Source organism: Streptomyces sp. NPDC002520, from assembly GCF_053595235.1.
Genome location: NZ_JBSFXG010000054.1, coordinates 16,488 through 33,078, shown reverse-complemented (window position 1 = coordinate 33,078; position 16,591 = coordinate 16,488). Strand labels below are relative to the sequence as shown.

Here is a 16,591-nt window from a genome sequence, read left to right as displayed (position 1 = left end):
ACGCCGTCAGCCGTCAGCGGTCAGCGGTCAGCGGTCAGCCGCAGATGACGGGAGGGCCCGGCACCGCTGCGGTGCCGGGCCCTCCTGCCATGTGCGCGCTCAGTCGGAAGGTGCCCAGTAGTCCGCCAGCGTGGCCGTGCCCGGCTCCAGGGACTTCCAGCCGCCGTCGAAGGACAGCAGTGCGAAACACGCGGTGGGGAAGCCGCGGCGGTGCATCCGCTCGCCGGCGTCGCCCTCGGAGTCGCCGGACAGGATGTCGGCCAGGCCGTGCACGCCGGGGTTGTGGCCGATGAGGATCACGTTCCGCACGTCGTCGGGGGTCTCGTTGAGCACGGCGATCAGCTCGCCGGGCGAGGCCTCGTAGACCCGCTCCTCGTAGACGGTCCTCGGCCGGTGCTCGAGTTCGTGGACGGCGAGCTTCCAGGTCTCGCGGGTGCGGACGGCGGTGGAGCACAGGGCCAGGTCGAAGGTGATACCGGTGTCGGCCAGCTTGCGGCCGGCGACGGCGGCGTCCTTGCGGCCCCGCTCCGCGAGAGGGCGCTCATGGTCGGACACCTGGGGCCAGTCGGCTTTCGCATGCCGGAAGAGGACGATCTTGCGGGGTTCTGCGACGCTCATGGGTCCCAGCTTCGCATGAAACAGGCCACCCGGCGCAGGGAGTTGACATGCGGATTCACCGTCAGAGGCGGCATCCGGGTCAGTGCGCGAGGAACTGCTGCAGGCGCTCGAAGAGATGTGTGACCGCCGGATCGCCGCTCGCCGCGTGGGCGTCCGACGGGTTCAGTATCAGTATGAGCAGGGCGGCGAAGGCCAGCGCGGGCAGGGCGAGAGCCCACCAGGGAAGCCGGATGTCGACGCCGCCCGTGGTCACCGGGTGGGTCCGGGTGTGCGTGCGGGCCGGCATGGTCGCCTCCGTGGGGCTTCGAGTGGTGTCCGTGGCCGTCGCCGCGGTCACACTTCGAAGGTACGGATTCCCGTGCCGTCACCCCATCCGGAGATCCACCCACTTGACCCTGACCCTGACCCCCTAGGGGACGGGGGGACAACCCCACCGGCAGGGGCGGGACAACCCCACCACGGATGCCGGACGGCCCGGACCGGACCGGCCGGGCCGCAGGTGCCGGACCGGCCCGGTCAGGGCGAGACGATCGTCGCGACGATGGCGATGATCACGAAGATGGCGAAGAACGAACCGAAGACGACGAGCATCTTCTTCTGGCCGTTCTGCGGGTTCGGGTCGAGGACAGGCTCCATGCGCCCAGTCTCGCACCCTTCGTCCCGCGTGGATCGCGCGGGTCGCGCGCGTCCGGCGCGTCGGCCGCGCCGGTCGGGTCAGGCGGGTCGTTCGGGCCGGCGCGGCGCGGCTAGGACCTGTCCTGCTGTGCCGCCTCGTCCTCCACCGTGCGGTCCCGGCCCGCCAGGAAGCCGACGGCCATCTGGGGCAGCATCAGGCCGGCCATGAGGGCGATCGGCACTCCCCAGCCGCCGCTCTGCTGGTAGAGCACGCCGACCAGCAGCGGACCGGGAATGGAGATCAGATAGCCGGTGCTCTGCGCGAACGCGGACAGCTGGACGACGCCCGGACCGGTCCGGGCGCGCATGCCGACCATCGTCAGGGCGAGCGGGAAGGCGCAGTTGGAGACGCCGAGCAGCAGGGCCCAGGCCCAGGCGCCGGCGGCCGGCGCGAAGTACAGACCGGCGTATCCGGCGAGGCCGCAGACGCCCAGGGCGAGCGCGATCGGCCCCTGGTGGGGCAGCCGGGTGGCGAGCCGCGGGATGACGAAGGCCAGTGGCACGCCCATCACCATGGTGACCGCGAGCAGCAGGCCCGCGGTGCTCGCCGGGACGCCGGAGTCGCGGAAGATCTGCGCCATCCAGCCCATCGTGATGTAGGCGGCGGTGGCCTGAAGTCCGAAGAAGACGGCGAGGGCCCAGGCGGTGCGGCTCCGGGTGATCCGCAGCGGGGCCTGCGGCTCCTGCGCGGCGGGCGTGGCCTGCCGGGCGGGGGTGGTGCCCCGGTCGCGCACGAGCGGCAGCCAGGGCACGACGGCGGCGGCCGAGAGCCCGGCCCAGACGGCGAGCCCGGACTGCCAACTGCCGCCCAGGGCATCCGTCATGGGCACGGTGACGGCCGCGGCGAGGGAGGTGCCGAGGGCGAGGGCCATCGAGTACAGGCCGGTCATGGAGCCGACGCGGTCCGGGAACCAGCGCTTGACGATGACCGGCATCAGCACGTTGCTGACGGCGATGCCCATGAGGGCGAGGGCGCTGGCGGCCAGGAACCCGGCCGTGTTCCCGACGAAGGGCCGGATCAGCAGACCTGCGGTGATGGCCGCCATGCCGGCGCACACCACGGCGGCGGGGCCGAAGCGGCGGGCCAGGCGGGGCGCGGTGACACCGAAGATCGCGAAGCAGAGCGGGGGTACCGAGGTGAGCAGCCCGGCCACGCTGCCGCTCATGCCGAGGCCGTCGCGGACCTCCTCCAGGAGGGCGCCGAGGCTGGTGATGGCCGGGCGGAGGTTCACCGCGGCCAGCACGATGCCGGCGACGACCAGCCGTGTCGTCCACGCGCGCGCGGGCGTGTTCCGGGCGCCCCCCGAGGTGGTCGTGCCACGCTCGGGAGGCACCGAAGACGATGTCGTAGGTGACTCCATATGTGTTTCCGCGGTCCTGGTTTCCTCGCTAGCCATAGGACCATCATAGAATCATGGGATGATTGGTTGTCCATTCCTGGAGGTCCACCCCCCGGACCTCCCGTGCGAAGGTGTGCCATGCCTCTGACCCACCCGCGTCGTTCGGTGCTGTCCGAGCAGGTCATCGCCGAGTTGCGCAATCAGATCACCTCCGGCGAGTGGCCGGTCGGCTCACGCATCCCGACCGAGCCCGAGCTCGTCGAGCAGCTCGGCGTCGCCCGCAACACCGTCCGCGAGGCGGTCCGGGCGCTCGCGCACAACGGCCTGCTGGACATCCGCCAGGGCTCCGGCACCTATGTGGTGGCGACGAGCGAGCTGGCCGGCGTGATGCACCGCAGGTTCGCCGGCGCCGACCCCCGGCACATCGCCGAACTGCGCTCCACGCTGGAGTCGGCGGCGGCGAAGATGGCCGCCGAGCGGCGCACCGAGAAGGACCTCAAGCAGCTGGACGCCCTGCTGGCGCGGCGCGACGAGGCCTGGCAGGCCGGGGAGGCGGAGGCCTTCGTGTCGGCCGACTCCACCTTCCACCTGGCCGTGGTGGCCGCGTCCCACAACGACGTCATCACGGCGATGTACGCCGACCTCGGCGAGGTGCTGCGGGACGGGGTGCGCGCGGGCGTCGGCGCCGAGCTGTCGCCCGAGACGCCCATGGATCACACCCGGCTGCTGGACGCGATCCGCGCGGGCGACGCCCAGGCGGCGGCCGCGGAGGCCGCGAGCTATCCGTTCCTGTGCCGTCCGGGCCGGCTCAGTGACCCTTCTGGTGGCTGATCCAGACCGAGCGGACCTCCTTCCAGCAGCGTCCGGTCAGCCGTACGGTCATGGCGGGCCCCGTGTCCGCGGGGGCGCTGTCGGTGTCGATGTCCCACCACCGGGCGCACTCGATGTGCAGGCGTACCCGGTCGGTGTCGACGTACGGGTTGTGGCAGTAGGCGACCACATGGGATCCGTTCACAGCCGTACGGCAGGCGGCGCCGAACAGGTTCGGCGCGGGTGGCTTGCCGTCGTTCACGCGCGCGTGCGGCATCGCGTCGCACGGCAGGGACAGAACGAGGGCCAGTGCGACGGTCACCGGGGCCAGGCTGCGAGACAGACGCACAAGGGGACCTCCTGGGCCGGGCTGCGGAGGGATGCGCGAGGTGGACGCTGCCTCCAGGGTGCGCCGTGGGGACGGTCACGGCCCGGCCGGTGGGCCGAACGGGTGAGCCCAGGAACGGGCCGAGGCCCGCACCCTCGACAGGGTGCGGGCCTCGGCCTTCGCTGCGGCGGGAGCGGCAGGGATCAGGCGCCGATGGCGTGCAGACCGCCGTCCACGTGGACGATCTCGCCCGTGGTCTTCGGGAACCAGTCGCTCAGCAGGGCGACGACGCCCTTGCCGGCCGGCTCCGGGTCCTTGAGGTCCCACTCCAGCGGGGCGCGGTCGTCCCACACGGAGGCCAGCTCGCTGAAGCCCGGGATGGACTTGGCGGCCATGGAGCCGAGCGGGCCCGCCGAGATGAGGTTGCAGCGGATGTTCTGCTTGCCCAGGTCGCGGGCGATGTAGCGGCTGGTCGCCTCCAGGGCGGCCTTGGCCGGGCCCATCCAGTCGTACTGCGGCCAGGCGTACTGCGCGTCGAAGGTCAGGCCGACGACCGAGCCGCCGTTCTGCATCAGCGGCAGGCAGGCCATGGTCAGCGACTTCAGGGAGTACGCCGAGACGTGCATGGCGGTGGCGACCGACTCGAACGGCGTGTTGAGGAAGTTGCCGCCGAGCGCGTCCTGCGGGGCGAAGCCGATGGAGTGGACGACGCCGTCGAGGCCGCCCAGCTCCTCGCCGACGATGTCGGCCAGGCGGGCCAGGTGCTCGTCGTTGGTGACGTCCAGCTCGATGACCTTGGCGGGCTTCGGCAGCTTCTTGGCGATGCGCTCGGTCAGGGTGGGCCGCGGGAACGCGGTCAGGATGATCTCCGCGCCCTGCTCCTGGGCCAGCTTGGCCGCGTGGAAGGCGATGGAGGACTCCGTCAGCACACCCGTGATCAGGATGCGCTTGCCTTCGAGGATTCCGCTCATGGTGATCAGTGACCCATTCCCAGTCCGCCGTCAACGGGAATGACGGCTCCAGTGATGTACGCGGCGTCGTCCGAGGCGAGGAACCGCACCGTCGCGGCGATCTCCTCCGGCTGTGCGTAACGGCCGAGCGGCACCTGCGACAGGATGCCGGTGCGCTGCTCGTCGTTGAGTGCACGCGTCATGTCGGTGTCGACGAAGCCGGGCGCGACGACGTTGAAGGTGATGTTGCGCGAGCCCAGCTCACGGGCGAGGGAACGCGCGAAGCCGACCAGGGCGGCCTTGGATGCGGCGTAGTTCGCCTGCCCCGCCGAGCCGAGCAGGCCGACCACGGAGGAGATCAGGACGACGCGGCCCTTCTTGGCGCGCAGCATGCCGCGGTTGGCACGCTTGACGACGCGGAAGGTGCCGGTGAGGTTGGTGTCGATGACCGAGGTGAAGTCCTCCTCGGACATGCGCATCAGGAGCTGGTCCTTGGTCACGCCGGCGTTGGCGACAAGAACCTCGACCGGGCCGTGCTGGGTCTCGATCTCCTTGTAGGCCTGCTCCACCTGCTCCGGATCGGTTATGTCGCACTTGACGGCGAGGAAGCCGGCCGGCGGCTCGCCCGAGCGGTATGTGATCGCGACCTTGTCGCCGGCATCGGCGAAAGCGCGGGCGATGGCGAGGCCGATGCCCCGGTTTCCTCCGGTGACGAGAACCGAGCGGCTCAACGGATCACCCTTTCGATAGCGGTCTGATGCGTTCCGACAACCCGCCCGAACACCTCGATGACAGGCGGCTTCACCGAAAACCTATCGGTAGCGTCGCGTCCCAGGGCAAGCGGGCACCGACAGTGGCTCGAGAGTGTCGCTGTCGGATCCCTACAGAAAGGGCCCGCGCCGAGGCTCAAACCTGTGGTCCACGGGCCCACTCCCACGACATGATCGGACCCGACAGGCGACGACAGCAGGGAGACCTCCGTGCCTCATACGATCGACGAAGCCTTCACGGCGCTTCCGCTAAGGGCCCTGGCCGACGCCGCGCTCGCACGCGCGCGTGCGCTGGGGGCCGAGCATGCGGACTTCCGGTTCGAGCGGGTGCGCAGCGCGTCCTGGCGGCTGCGGGACGCCAAGCCCGCCGGGTCGTCCGACACCACCGACCTGGGGTACGCGGTGCGGGTCGTGCACGGCGGCACGTGGGGCTTCGCGTCCGGTGTGGACCTGACCCTGGACGCCGCCGCGAAGGTCGCCTCGCAGGCGGTGGCGATGGCGAAGCTCTCGGCGCAGGTGATCAGGGCGGCCGGTTCCGAGGAGCGGGTGGAGCTGGCCGGTGAGCCGGTGCACGAGGAGAAGACGTGGGTCTCGTCGTACGAGATCGACCCGTTCTCGGTGCCCGACGAGGAGAAGGCCGCGCTGCTCGCGGACTGGAGCTCCCGGCTGCTGGCGGCGCCGGGCGTGAACCACGTGGACGCCTCGCTGCTCACCGTGCACGAGAACAAGTTCTACGCCGACACCGCGGGCACCGTGACCACCCAGCAGCGGGTACGGCTGCACCCGCAGCTGACGGCCGTGTCGGTGGACGAGTCCAGCGGCGAGTTCGACTCGATGCGGACCCTGGCGCCGCCGGTCGGGCGCGGCTGGGAGTACCTGACGGGGACCGGCTGGGACTGGGAGACCGAGCTGGAGCGGATCCCGGACCTGCTGGCCGAGAAGATGCGGGCGCCGAGCGTGGAGGCGGGCCTGTACGACCTGGTGGTCGACCCGTCCAACCTGTGGCTGACCATCCACGAGTCCATCGGCCACGCCACCGAGCTGGACCGCGCCCTCGGCTACGAGGCCGCCTACGCCGGCACCTCCTTCGCCACCTTCGACCAGCTGGGCAAGCTCAGGTACGGCTCCGAGCTGATGAACGTCACCGGTGACCGCACCGCCGAGCACGGTCTCGCGACCATCGGCTACGACGACGAGGGCGTCGCGGCGCAGTCCTGGGACCTGGTGAAGGACGGCACGCTCGTCGGCTACCAGCTGGACCGCAGGATCGCGAAGCTGACCGGGTTCGACCGGTCCAACGGATGCGCGTACGCCGACTCCCCCGGGCATGTGCCGGTGCAGCGCATGGCCAACGTGTCGTTGCAGGCGGACCCCGGCGGGCTGTCCACCGAGGACCTGATCGGGGGCGTCGACCGGGGCATCTACGTCGTCGGCGACCGGTCCTGGTCGATCGACATGCAGCGGTACAACTTCCAGTTCACCGGTCAGCGCTTCTTCAAGATCGAGAACGGGCGGATCACCGGGCAGCTGAAGGACGTCGCCTACCAGGCCACGACCACCGACTTCTGGGGCTCGATGGCGGCCGTGGGCGGACCTCAGACCTATGTGCTGGGCGGCGCCTTCAACTGCGGCAAGGCTCAGCCGGGCCAGGTCGCCGCCGTGTCCCACGGCTGCCCCTCCGCCCTCTTCAAGGGCGTCAACATTCTGAACACCACGCAGGAGGCCGGTCGATGAGCGCGCGCACCAACAAGCCGCACGAGGTGGTCGAGCAGGCCCTCGCGCTGTCCCGGGCCGACGGCTGTGTCGTCATCGCCGACGAGCACTCGACCGCCAACCTGCGCTGGGCGGGCAACGCGCTCACCACCAACGGCGTGACCCGCGGCCGTACCCTCACGGTGATCGCGACCGTGGACGGCCAGGAGGGCACGGCCTCCGGAGTCGTGTCGCGGTCGGCGGTGACCGCGCAGGACCTGGAGCCGCTGGTACGGGCCGCCGAGGCCGCGGCGCGCGGCGTCGGGCCGGCCGAGGACGCACAGCCGCTGGTCACCGAGGTGCCGGAGGCGCCCGACTTCGCGGACGCGCCGGCCGAGACCTCCTCCGCGGTGTTCGCGGACTTCGCCCCCGCGCTCGGCGAGGCTTTCGCACGCGCGCGTGCGGGCGGCCGGGAGTTGTACGGCTTCGCCAACCACGAGATGGTCTCCACCTACGTGGGCACGTCGACCGGGCTGCGCCTGAGGCACGACCAGCCCACCGGCACGCTGGAGCTCAACGCCAAGTCCCCGGACCGCACCCGCTCCGCCTGGGCCGGCCGCTCCACCCGGGACTTCAAGGACGTCGACCCCGGCGCCCTGGACGCGGAGCTGGCCGTCCGGCTCGGCTGGGCCGAGCGGCGCGTGGAGCTTCCGGCCGGCCGCTACGAGACGCTGCTGCCGCCGACCGCGGTCGCGGACCTGCTGATCTACCAGCTGTGGTCGGGCTCGGGCCGGGACGCGGCCGAGGGCCGGACGGTGTTCTCCAAGCCGGGCGGCGGCACCCGCGTCGGCGACAAGCTGAGCGAGCTGCCGCTGACCCTGCGCAGCGACCCGAACGAGCCGGGGCTGGAGTCCGCGCCCTTCGTCGTGGCCCACTCCTCCGGTGGCGATCAGTCGGTCTTCGACAACGGGCTGCCGGCGCACGCCACCGACTGGGTGAGCGAGGGCGTCCTCACGCACCTGACAACCACCCGGCACAGCGCGGGCCTGACCGGGCTGCCGGTCGCCCCGGCGCCCGGGAACCTGATCCTGGACGGCGGGCAGGACCGCTCCCTGGAGGAGATGGTCGCGGACACCGAGTACGGGCTGCTGCTGACCTGCCTGTGGTACATCCGCGAGGTCGACCCGGCGACGCTGCTCCTCACGGGCCTCACCCGGGACGGCGTCTACCTCGTGGAGAACGGGGAGGTGACCGGACAGGTGAACAACTTCCGGTTCAACGAGTCGCCGGTGGACCTGCTGGGGCGGGCCTCGGAGGCGGGCCGCACGGAGAAGACGCTGCCGCGGGAGTGGAGCGACTGGTTCACCCGGGCCGCGATGCCGGCGCTGCGGATCCCGGATTTCAATATGAGCTCTGTCAGTCAGGGCGTATAACCTCGTAGTCGGCTGTCACCCGACTGCCGACTGATCATCAAGGAGACACGAGAACCGTGACGGACATCGTCGACGAGCTGAAGTGGCGTGGGCTGTTCGCCCTGTCCACCGACGAGGACGCTTTGCGCAAGGCGCTCGCGGACGGTCCCGTCACGTTCTATTGCGGTTACGACCCGACCGCGCCGTCCCTGCACGTCGGACACCTGGTGCAGGTGCTCACGATGCGCCGGCTCCAGCGTGCCGGGCACCGGCCGCTGGCGCTGGTCGGCGGCGCCACGGGCCTGATCGGTGACCCGCGCCCGACCGCCGAGCGCACGCTGAACGACCCGGAGACGGTGGCCGGCTGGGTGGGCACCCTGCGCGCCCAGATCGAGCCGTTCCTGTCCTTCGAGGGCGAGAACGCGGCGGTCATGGTCAACAACCTCGACTGGACCGCGGGCCTGTCCGCGATCGAGTTCCTGCGGGACATCGGCAAGCACTTCCGCGTCAACAAGATGCTGACAAAGGACTCCGTGGCCCGCCGCCTCGAGTCCGACCAGGGCATCAGCTACACCGAGTTCAGCTACCAGCTCCTGCAGGGCATGGACTTCCTGCAGCTGTACCGGCGGTACGGCTGCACGCTGCAGCAGGGCGGCAGCGACCAGTGGGGCAACCTCACGGCGGGCCTGGACCTGATCCACCGTCTGGAGCCGGAGGCCGAGGCGCATGCCCTGGCGACCCCGCTGATGACCAAGGCGGACGGCACCAAGTTCGGCAAGACCGAGGGCGGCGCCGTCTGGCTCGACCCGGAGATGACGTCGCCGTACGCGTTCTACCAGTTCTGGCTGAACGTGGACGACCGGGACATCTCCACGTACATGCGGATCCTCTCCTTCAGGTCCCGTGAGGAGCTGGAGGAGCTGGAGGAGCAGACGGAGGCACGCCCGCAGGCGCGGGCCGCGCAGCGCGCGCTCGCCGAGGAGCTGACGACGCTGGTGCACGGGGCGGATCAGACGGCCGCCGTGATCGCCGCGTCCAAGGCGCTGTTCGGCCAGGGCGAACTGGCGGAGCTGGACGCGAACACGCTCGCCGCGGCCCTGTCCGAGGTGCCGCACATCCAGGTCGCCGAGCCGGCTCCGGTGATCGACCTGTTCGCCGAGGTCGGGCTGGTCGCCAGCAAGTCCGCCGCGCGGCGGACCGTGAAGGAGGGCGGCGCCTACGTGAACAACGTGAAGGTCGCCGCGGAGGACGCCGTGCCGGCCAAGGAGGACCTGCTGCACGGGCGGTGGCTGGTGCTGCGACGAGGGAAGAAGAACCTCGCCGCCGTGGAGGTCGTGTCCGCGTAGCGCCGCAGGGCGTGAACGCGCGGGGTGTGTGCGGCTGCGGTTGCGGGTTCGCCGTGGCCGCGCGTGCCCGCGCGACGGGGTGGCATGCCGGCCGCGCCGGTGTGGCACGGCGGCGTGGCACGGCGATCGCGGCGGAGCCACGTACCGGTCTCGGCCTAGCCGCCTGCCGGGGTGACCCCACGCCCCTCGGGCCACGCCCCTCGGGCCACGCCCCTCGGGGAGCGCTTCGAACCGGGGCGAACCGAGGCTCAGACCCGCTGCTGCTGCTTCCTCTTGCCGAGCGTGGCCATGTAGAGCGTGTCGACGGCGAAGACGATGATGATCGCGGCGACGAGCTGGAAGGCGTGCCGGCTCCAGTCGATGCCCCGGGTCTCCGCGACGCCGAGCCCGCGGGCGATCGCGTTGCCCGCGATGGCGCCGAGCATGCCGCAGATGGTGGTCAGCCACAGGGGACTGTGCTGCCTGCCCGGGATGACCGCCTTCGCGATGATCCCCAGCACGAATCCCACGATGATCGCCCACAACCAGCCCATGGCTGCCTCCTCGAACGGCTCGACGTGAGCATTACGGCCAGTCTGGGTCGATCCGCCGTTCGGCGCATTCCGGGCACCCCGTGTGCGCCCCCGCAGGCCACGTTCACGCAGGCAGGAGGCGACCCCACTCTCGTGGGCGAGGACGGCGCGGCGTACCGTGGAAGGTGTTCGGGACCGGTTCCCCGCCAGGCCCGGACGAGGTGCGGGCCGGGGAGAGTCCGATGCGGGCGGATGGTGGAATGTGATGCGCAAGCAGCACGGCGGAAGCGCCCAGGTGTTCCGGATCACCGGCGCCCGGACCGGGCTCGCCGAGGACGTACGGGGCCGGCAGCGGAGGTACGTCATCTCGATGACGATCCGCACCGCCTCGGTGATCCTCGCCGTCTCGCTGTGGAACGTGGAGCGGTACGTCGCCATCGTGGCGCTGGTGCTCGGTGCGGTGCTTCCCTACGTCGCGGTGGTGTTCGCGAACGCCGGCCGGGAGCGGCCGCCCTCTCTTCCGTCGACCTTCGTGGCGGGCCCGACGCGGCCGATGATCGCGCCGCCGCGCACGGAGGAGAGCGAGGAGAGGACCGCTCCACAAGACGTCCCTCCGAGTCCGGCGGGCGGTGCGCACGGTGAACGGTCCGGGTCGGCCTGACCACGGTGACAGCGGAAAGAGCGGAAGCCGGCATCCCGCCAACCTCAAGAAAACCTCAGATCAATCGTGCAGTTCCGGTGCCGGGCGGCGGGTCACCCGTGACATACTGCGTACGCGCTCCGCATCCCCCGTCGGAGCGACGGACCGACGCCGGGCAGCTCCCCCCGTGGCTGCTCGGCGTCGCCTTGTTTGCACGCGTTTTTGTGAGACGAGCCTGTGAGTCCTATCTGTTCTGCGAAGGGTTGCCGTGCCGACGCCGTGTGGGTGCTGGCGTGGAACAACCCGAAGATTCATACGCCGGAGCGGCGCAAGACATGGCTCGCCTGTGAGGAGCACCGCGAACATCTCGCCCAGTTCCTCGGCGTCCGGGGGTTCCTGAAGGACGTGGTCGCGTTCGAGGACTGGGAAGCGACTCAGGGCTGAGGACGGCCTGTTCGGGGTCGGTTGCTCAGCCGCCGATCGCGGACATCGGACGGTCCGGTTGCACGAACGACGGGTCGTCCAGTCCCGCTCCCGCCTTCTTGCCCCACATCGCCACACGCCAGATCCGGGCGATCTCCTCGTCGGGGGCACCGGAACGCAGGGCGGCGCGCAGGTCGGTCTCCTCGGTGGCGAACAGACAGGTGCGTATCTGGCCGTCGGCGGTGAGGCGGGTGCGGTCGCAGGCCGCGCAGAAGGGGCGGGTGACCGAGGCGATCACGCCGACCCGCTGGGGGCCGCCGTTCACCAGCCAGCGTTCCGCGGGGGCCGAGCCGCGTTCGCCGGCGCCCTCGGGGGTGAGGTCGAAGCGGGTGCGCAGGGAGGCCAGGATGTCCCCGGCGGTGACCATGCCCTCGCGCTTCCAGCCGTGCTGGGCGTCCAGGGGCATCTGCTCGATGAAGCGCAGTTCGTACGCGTGCTCCAGGGCCCAGGCCAGCAGGTCCGGGGCCTCGTCGGCGTTCAGGTCCGGCATCAGGACCGTGTTGACCTTGACCGGGGTGAGGCCCGCGTCGCGGGCGGCCTGGAGGCCTTCGATGACGTCCTTGTGGCGGTCTCGGCGGGTGAGGGTCTTGAAGACGTCGGGGCGGAGGGTGTCCAGGGAGACGTTGACCCGGTCCAGGCCCGCGGCCTTGAGGGCCGCCGCGGTCCGCTTGAGGCCGATGCCGTTGGTGGTGAGGGACATCCGGGGGCGCGGGGCGAGAGCGGCGACGCGCTCGACGATGCCGACCAGGCCGGGCCGCAGCAGCGGTTCGCCGCCGGTGAAACGGACCTCCTCGATACCGAGCAGGCGGACCGCGATGTCGATCAGGCGGACGATCTCGTCGTCCGTGAGCAGGTCGGGCTTGGCGAGCCACTGCAGCCCTTCCTCGGGCATGCAGTACGTGCAGCGCAGATTGCACCGGTCGGTGAGCGAGACCCTCAGGTCGGTGGCCACTCGGCCGTAGGTGTCGATGAGCACGCGGGCCCCCTCCCTCGATCCTCCGTGCGGAAAACTCTTCTTCCGTCACCTGTGAGCCTACGCGAGAGCACCGACAACGACAGCCGCTTGATCTTACGAGTACGACGCGGCCGCGTCGTAGGACCGTACGATCCCTGACGACGCGGCCGTCCGTACGAAACCTCAGTGCGCTCCGGTGCCGGTCAGGGACCGCACTTCCAGCTCCGCGTACTTGCCGGCGTCCGGGGCCTCCTTCGACAGCAGGGTGCCCACGACGCCCAGCAGGAAGCCGACCGGGATCGAGATGATGCCGGGGTTCTCCAGCGGGAACCAGTGGAAGTCGACGTCGGGGAACATCGAGGTGGGCTTGCCGGACACGACCGGCGAGAACAGCACCAGGCCGACCGCGGTGACCAGGCCGCCGTAGATCGACCACAGGGCGCCGGTGGTCGTGAACCGCTTCCAGAACAGGCTGAAGAGGAGGGTCGGCAGGTTGGCGGAGGCGGCGACCGCGAAGGCGAGGGCGACCAGGCCGGCCACGTTCAGGTCGCGGGAGAGGGCGCCGAGGACGATCGAGACGGCGCCGATGCCGACGGTGGCGTAGCGGGCCGCGTTGATCTCCTGCTTCTCGGTGGCCTGCCCCTTCTTGATGACGTTCGCGTAGATGTCGTGCGCGAACGACGACGAAGAGGCCAGGGTCAGGCCCGCGACGACCGCGAGGATGGTCGCGAAGGCGACCGCGGAGATGGTGGCGAGCAGGATCGCGCCCCAGTTGGAGTCCACACCGCCGAGGTGCAGGGCGAGCAGGGGCGCCGCCGTGTTGCCCGCCTTGTTGGAGGCGATGATCTCGTCCGGTTTGATCAGCGCCGCGGCGCCGAAGCCGAGGGCGAGGGTCATCAGGTAGAAGGCGCCGATCAGGCCGATCGCCCAGATCACGGACTTGCGGGCGGCCTTGGCCGTCGGGACCGTGTAGAAGCGGATGAGGATGTGCGGCAGGCCCGCGGTGCCGAGGACCAGGGCGATGCCGAGGGAGATGAAGTCCAGCTTGGTGGTGCCGGTGGCGCCGTACTTCAGGCCGGGCTCCAGGAACGCCGAGCCCTTGGCGCTGTTGTCGGCGGCCTTGCCGAGCAGGTCCGAGATGTCGAAGTGGAACTTCAGCAGCACCATGAAGGTCAGCAGCAGGGCGCCGAGGATGAGCAGGACGGCCTTGACCATCTGGACCCAGGTGGTGCCCTTCATGCCGCCGATGGTGACGTACACGATCATCAGGAGGCCGACCAGGGCGACGATGCCGATCTTGCCGCCGTCGCTGGTGATGCCGAGCAGCAGGGAGACCAGGACGCCCGCGCCGGCCATCTGGGCGAGCAGGTAGAAGATCGACACGACGATCGTGGAGGTGCCGGCGGCCGTGCGGACCGGGCGCTGCCGCATGCGGTACGCCAGCACGTCGCCCATGGTGTAGCGGCCGGAGTTGCGCAGCGGCTCGGCGACCAGGAGCAGGGCGACCAGCCAGGCGACCAGGAAGCCGATGGAGTACAGGAAGCCGTCGTAGCCGAACAGGGCGATGGCGCCGGCGATGCCGAGGAAGGACGCGGCGGACATGTAGTCGCCGGAGACGGCGAGGCCGTTCTGGAAGGCGGTGAACTGGCGGCCGCCGGCGTAGAAATCGGCCGCGTCCTTGGTCTGGCGGCCGGCCCAGACGGTGATGACCAGGGTCGCGGCGACGAACACCGCGAACAGGGTGATGATCAGCGGCCGGTGCTGACTCGCCTCGCCGGCGGCCAGCAGGGTGTGCGGTGCGGGGCTCATGCGCCGCCCTCCATCCGGGACTTGATGGCCTCGGCCTTGGGGTCGAGCTTGGCGGCGGCGTGCCGCGCGTACCACCAGGCGATGAGGAACGTGGTGAGGAACTGGGCGAGGCCGAGGACGAGAGCCACGTTGACGTTGCCGACGACCTTGGTGCCCATGAAGTCGCCCGCGTAGTTGGAGAGCAGGACGTACAGCAGGTACCAGGCGATGAAGGCGATCGTCAGCGGGAAGGCGAAGGAGCGGTGGGCGCGACGCAGTTCACCGAACTCCGCGCTCTCTTGTACCTGGACGAACTCCTCGGTGGACGGAAGATGGGCCTGGGGTTTCGCGGGGGGTGGTGTCTCGGTTGCCACGGAGTCTCCTCGCATCACGGGCATGCGCTTTTGACCTCACAGGACAGGAACCACGTGACCTGGTGTCATGACTCGACTCCAGTCCGTGATTCCAGTGGGGGGCACGATCCTTGTGGCCCCTCCTTCCACGGTCACGGCGCCACGCGCGGAGCGGTTCAAGTCCGCCGGACTCTTCCAAAGATCACCCTGCGGGGATTAGCGTCACCACCAACCGTCATGCACCTGCCCGAGCACCACCTGTGTGTCTCGGGCGGTTTCGTATCCGGATGATGTGGAGATCCCATGGCTCATCTGAGCTCCAGACGTCGGCTCGCGCTCGCCGTACCGGTCGTGCTGTCGCTGACCGCCTCCCTCGGCTTCCTGCCCACGGCGGCCTCGGCGGCGACAAGCCCGGCGGTCGCGGCGGCGCGGGCGGCGGACGGCCCCGGCCTCGCGTACGTGGTCAACACCAAGGCGGACGGCCGCACGATCGAGACGGTACGGCAGGCCATCACCCGCAACGGCGGCACCGTGGTGGCGAGTTACGACAGGATCGGCGTGATCGTCGTCCACTCCGCGAACCCCGACTTCGGCAAGCGGATGCGGGCCGTGCGGGGCGTGGACTCGGCCGGTGCGACGCGGACCGCTCCGCTGACCGCGGCGGGGACCACGGACGAGGGCGCGGTTCAGGTCCTGTCGAAGGCGGAGGCGGCGAAGGCCGCCCGCGCCGCGACGGCGGGCGAGGAGCCCCTCGAGGCCGACCAGTGGGATCTGCGGGCGATCGGCGCCGACAAGGCCGCCACGGTCAACCCGGGCAGCAGGAACGTGACCGTCGGCGTGATCGACACCGGCGTCGACGACACCCACCCGGACATCGCCCCGAACTTCTCCGCCTCGCAGAGCGCCAACTGTGTCAGCGGCAAGGCGGACACGACCTACGGCGCCTGGCGGCCGGTGGACGCCGACCACTACCACGGCACGCACGTGGCGGGCGAGATAGCCGCGGCCCGCAACGGCATAGGCGTGGCGGGTGTGGCGCCGGGGGTGAAGGTCGCGAGCATCACCGTGGCCCAGCCGGACGCCACCTCGCTGTTCTACCCCGAAAGCGTGGTCTGCGCCTTCGTGTTCGCCGCCGACCACGGCATTGAGATCACCAACAACAGCTACTACGTGGACCCGTGGCTGTACAACTGCATGGACGACCCCGATCAACGTGCCATCGTCGACGCGGTCAACAGGGCCCAGCTGTACGCACAGCACAAGGGCACGCTCAATGTGGCCTCGGCGGGCAACTCCAACGACGACCTGGACGCGGACGCGCTCACGGACGACTCCAGCCCCGACGACTCCACCGCCGTGCCCCGCACGGTCGACCCGCACAAGTGCTTCGACGTGCCGACCCAGCTGCCCGGTGTGGTCACCGTGAGCGCGGTGGGCGTCAAGGGCGCCAAGTCGTACTACTCCAGCTACGGCCAGGGTGTCGTCGACGTGGCGGCGCCCGGCGGCGACAAATACCAGATCCCGGACACGCCGTCGAAGAACGGCCGCATCCTGTCCACGCTGCCGAACGACCAGTACGGCTTCCTCCAGGGCACGTCGATGGCGTCCCCGCACGTGGCCGCCGTGGCCGCGCTGCTGAAGTCGGCCCACCCGCACGCCACGCCCGACCAGCTGCAGGCCCTCCTCAAGGCCCAGGCGGACAACCCGGGCTGCCCGAGCGCGCCCTACGACGGGAACGGCGACGGGGTCGTGGACGCGACCTGCGTCGGCGGCAAGCGCGTCAACGGCTTCTACGGCTTCGGTGTCGTCGACGCGCTGGCCGCGGTGACCAAGTAGGTCCGGTGAGGGCCGAACAGGACTGATGCGGGCCGAGCAGGATCCGCGGGTGGGCGAGCCGGTGAGCGGCCGGATCGCCCACC

Annotated in this window: 18 protein-coding genes; 7 read left to right on the top strand and 11 right to left on the bottom strand. The window is 70.6% G+C overall.

Annotated elements, in window-relative coordinates; all coding sequences use genetic code 11:
• Positions 1 to 99 precede the first annotated feature (99 nt).
• From ACWD5D_RS41255 to ACWD5D_RS41240, 4 genes are all read right to left on the bottom strand, one after another.
• Positions 100 to 618 (bottom strand): SixA phosphatase family protein, encoded by a 519-nt coding sequence (locus ACWD5D_RS41255; RefSeq protein WP_451377898.1) that lies wholly within the window; start codon positions 616 to 618, stop codon positions 100 to 102.
• A 79-nt stretch (positions 619 to 697) separates the two neighbouring features.
• Positions 698 to 904 carry a hypothetical protein gene (locus ACWD5D_RS41250; protein ID WP_451377915.1) on the bottom strand — a complete coding sequence of 69 codons (207 nt, stop codon included), beginning with the start codon at positions 902 to 904 and terminating at the stop codon, positions 698 to 700.
• Between the two features lie 230 nt (positions 905 to 1,134).
• Positions 1,135 to 1,254, bottom strand: coding sequence for an SGM_5486 family transporter-associated protein (locus ACWD5D_RS41245; protein ID WP_451377897.1), 120 nt, complete (start codon positions 1,252 to 1,254; stop codon positions 1,135 to 1,137).
• A 110-nt stretch (positions 1,255 to 1,364) separates the two neighbouring features.
• Entirely contained in the window at positions 1,365 to 2,690 is a 1,326-nt protein-coding gene (locus ACWD5D_RS41240; protein WP_451377896.1) for a CynX/NimT family MFS transporter, read from the bottom strand.
• Between the two features lie 81 nt (positions 2,691 to 2,771).
• Between ACWD5D_RS41240 and ACWD5D_RS41235 the strand changes: the two genes are divergently transcribed.
• Positions 2,772 to 3,464 (top strand): FadR/GntR family transcriptional regulator, encoded by a 693-nt coding sequence (locus tag ACWD5D_RS41235; RefSeq protein ID WP_451377895.1) that lies wholly within the window; start codon positions 2,772 to 2,774, stop codon positions 3,462 to 3,464.
• Here ACWD5D_RS41235 and ACWD5D_RS41230 read toward each other — a convergent pair.
• The 3 genes from ACWD5D_RS41230 to fabG all read right to left on the bottom strand — a co-directional run bounded on the left by ACWD5D_RS41230 (position 3,442) and on the right by fabG (position 5,452).
• Positions 3,442 to 3,792 (bottom strand): hypothetical protein, encoded by a 351-nt coding sequence (locus ACWD5D_RS41230; RefSeq protein WP_451377894.1) that lies wholly within the window; start codon positions 3,790 to 3,792, stop codon positions 3,442 to 3,444. The genes ACWD5D_RS41235 and ACWD5D_RS41230 overlap by 23 nt on opposite strands.
• Before the next feature lie 182 nt (positions 3,793 to 3,974).
• Entirely contained in the window at positions 3,975 to 4,742 is a 768-nt protein-coding gene (gene fabI / locus ACWD5D_RS41225) for an enoyl-ACP reductase FabI (protein ID WP_451377893.1), read from the bottom strand.
• Between the two features lie 5 nt (positions 4,743 to 4,747).
• Positions 4,748 to 5,452, bottom strand: coding sequence for a 3-oxoacyl-[acyl-carrier-protein] reductase (gene fabG, locus ACWD5D_RS41220; protein WP_451377892.1), 705 nt, complete (start codon positions 5,450 to 5,452; stop codon positions 4,748 to 4,750).
• Between the two features lie 249 nt (positions 5,453 to 5,701).
• On the opposite strand from fabG, the gene ACWD5D_RS41215 reads away from it, so the two are divergent.
• From ACWD5D_RS41215 to tyrS, 3 genes are read left to right on the top strand one after another with little or no spacing between them, the layout of a single operon-like run.
• A complete protein-coding gene (locus tag ACWD5D_RS41215) occupies positions 5,702 to 7,225 on the top strand; it encodes a TldD/PmbA family protein (RefSeq protein WP_451377891.1) in 1,524 nt (507 codons plus the stop codon).
• Positions 7,222 to 8,616: a metallopeptidase TldD-related protein gene (locus tag ACWD5D_RS41210; RefSeq protein ID WP_451377890.1), complete on the top strand. Its 1,395-nt coding sequence runs from the start codon at positions 7,222 to 7,224 to the stop codon at positions 8,614 to 8,616. Before ACWD5D_RS41215 ends, ACWD5D_RS41210 begins: the two co-directional genes overlap by 4 nt.
• Positions 8,617 to 8,672: 56 nt before the next feature.
• On the top strand, positions 8,673 to 9,941 hold the full coding sequence (tyrS, locus tag ACWD5D_RS41205) for a tyrosine--tRNA ligase (protein WP_451377889.1): 1,269 nt from the start codon (positions 8,673 to 8,675) through the stop codon (positions 9,939 to 9,941).
• 248 nt (positions 9,942 to 10,189) lie between these two features.
• Here tyrS and ACWD5D_RS41200 read toward each other — a convergent pair whose 3' ends face one another.
• Complete coding sequence (locus tag ACWD5D_RS41200; protein WP_451377888.1) at positions 10,190 to 10,474, bottom strand: GlsB/YeaQ/YmgE family stress response membrane protein; 285 nt, start codon at positions 10,472 to 10,474, stop codon at positions 10,190 to 10,192.
• A 244-nt stretch (positions 10,475 to 10,718) separates the two neighbouring features.
• On the opposite strand from ACWD5D_RS41200, the gene ACWD5D_RS41195 reads away from it, so the two are divergent.
• Together ACWD5D_RS41195 and ACWD5D_RS41190 are read left to right on the top strand one after the other, a co-directional pair.
• Positions 10,719 to 11,114, top strand: a complete 396-nt coding sequence (locus ACWD5D_RS41195; RefSeq protein ID WP_451377887.1) for a DUF3099 domain-containing protein — start codon at positions 10,719 to 10,721, stop codon at positions 11,112 to 11,114.
• A gap of 216 nt (positions 11,115 to 11,330) precedes the next feature.
• Positions 11,331 to 11,537 carry a hypothetical protein gene (locus ACWD5D_RS41190; protein ID WP_451377886.1) on the top strand — a complete coding sequence of 69 codons (207 nt, stop codon included), beginning with the start codon at positions 11,331 to 11,333 and terminating at the stop codon, positions 11,535 to 11,537.
• A 25-nt stretch (positions 11,538 to 11,562) separates the two neighbouring features.
• Here ACWD5D_RS41190 and moaA read toward each other — a convergent pair whose 3' ends face one another.
• From moaA to ACWD5D_RS41175, 3 genes are all read right to left on the bottom strand, one after another.
• Complete coding sequence (moaA, locus tag ACWD5D_RS41185; RefSeq protein WP_451377885.1) at positions 11,563 to 12,552, bottom strand: GTP 3',8-cyclase MoaA; 990 nt, start codon at positions 12,550 to 12,552, stop codon at positions 11,563 to 11,565.
• Between the two features lie 162 nt (positions 12,553 to 12,714).
• Entirely contained in the window at positions 12,715 to 14,340 is a 1,626-nt protein-coding gene (locus ACWD5D_RS41180) for a solute symporter family protein (RefSeq protein WP_451377884.1), read from the bottom strand.
• Complete coding sequence (locus ACWD5D_RS41175) at positions 14,337 to 14,693, bottom strand: DUF485 domain-containing protein (RefSeq protein ID WP_451377883.1); 357 nt, start codon at positions 14,691 to 14,693, stop codon at positions 14,337 to 14,339. Before ACWD5D_RS41175 ends, ACWD5D_RS41180 begins: the two co-directional genes overlap by 4 nt.
• 282 nt (positions 14,694 to 14,975) lie before the next feature.
• Here ACWD5D_RS41175 and ACWD5D_RS41170 point away from each other — a divergent pair, with 282 nt between their 5' ends.
• Positions 14,976 to 16,508: a S8 family peptidase gene (locus ACWD5D_RS41170; RefSeq protein WP_451377882.1), complete on the top strand. Its 1,533-nt coding sequence runs from the start codon at positions 14,976 to 14,978 to the stop codon at positions 16,506 to 16,508.
• The last annotated feature ends 83 nt before the right edge of the window (positions 16,509 to 16,591 follow it).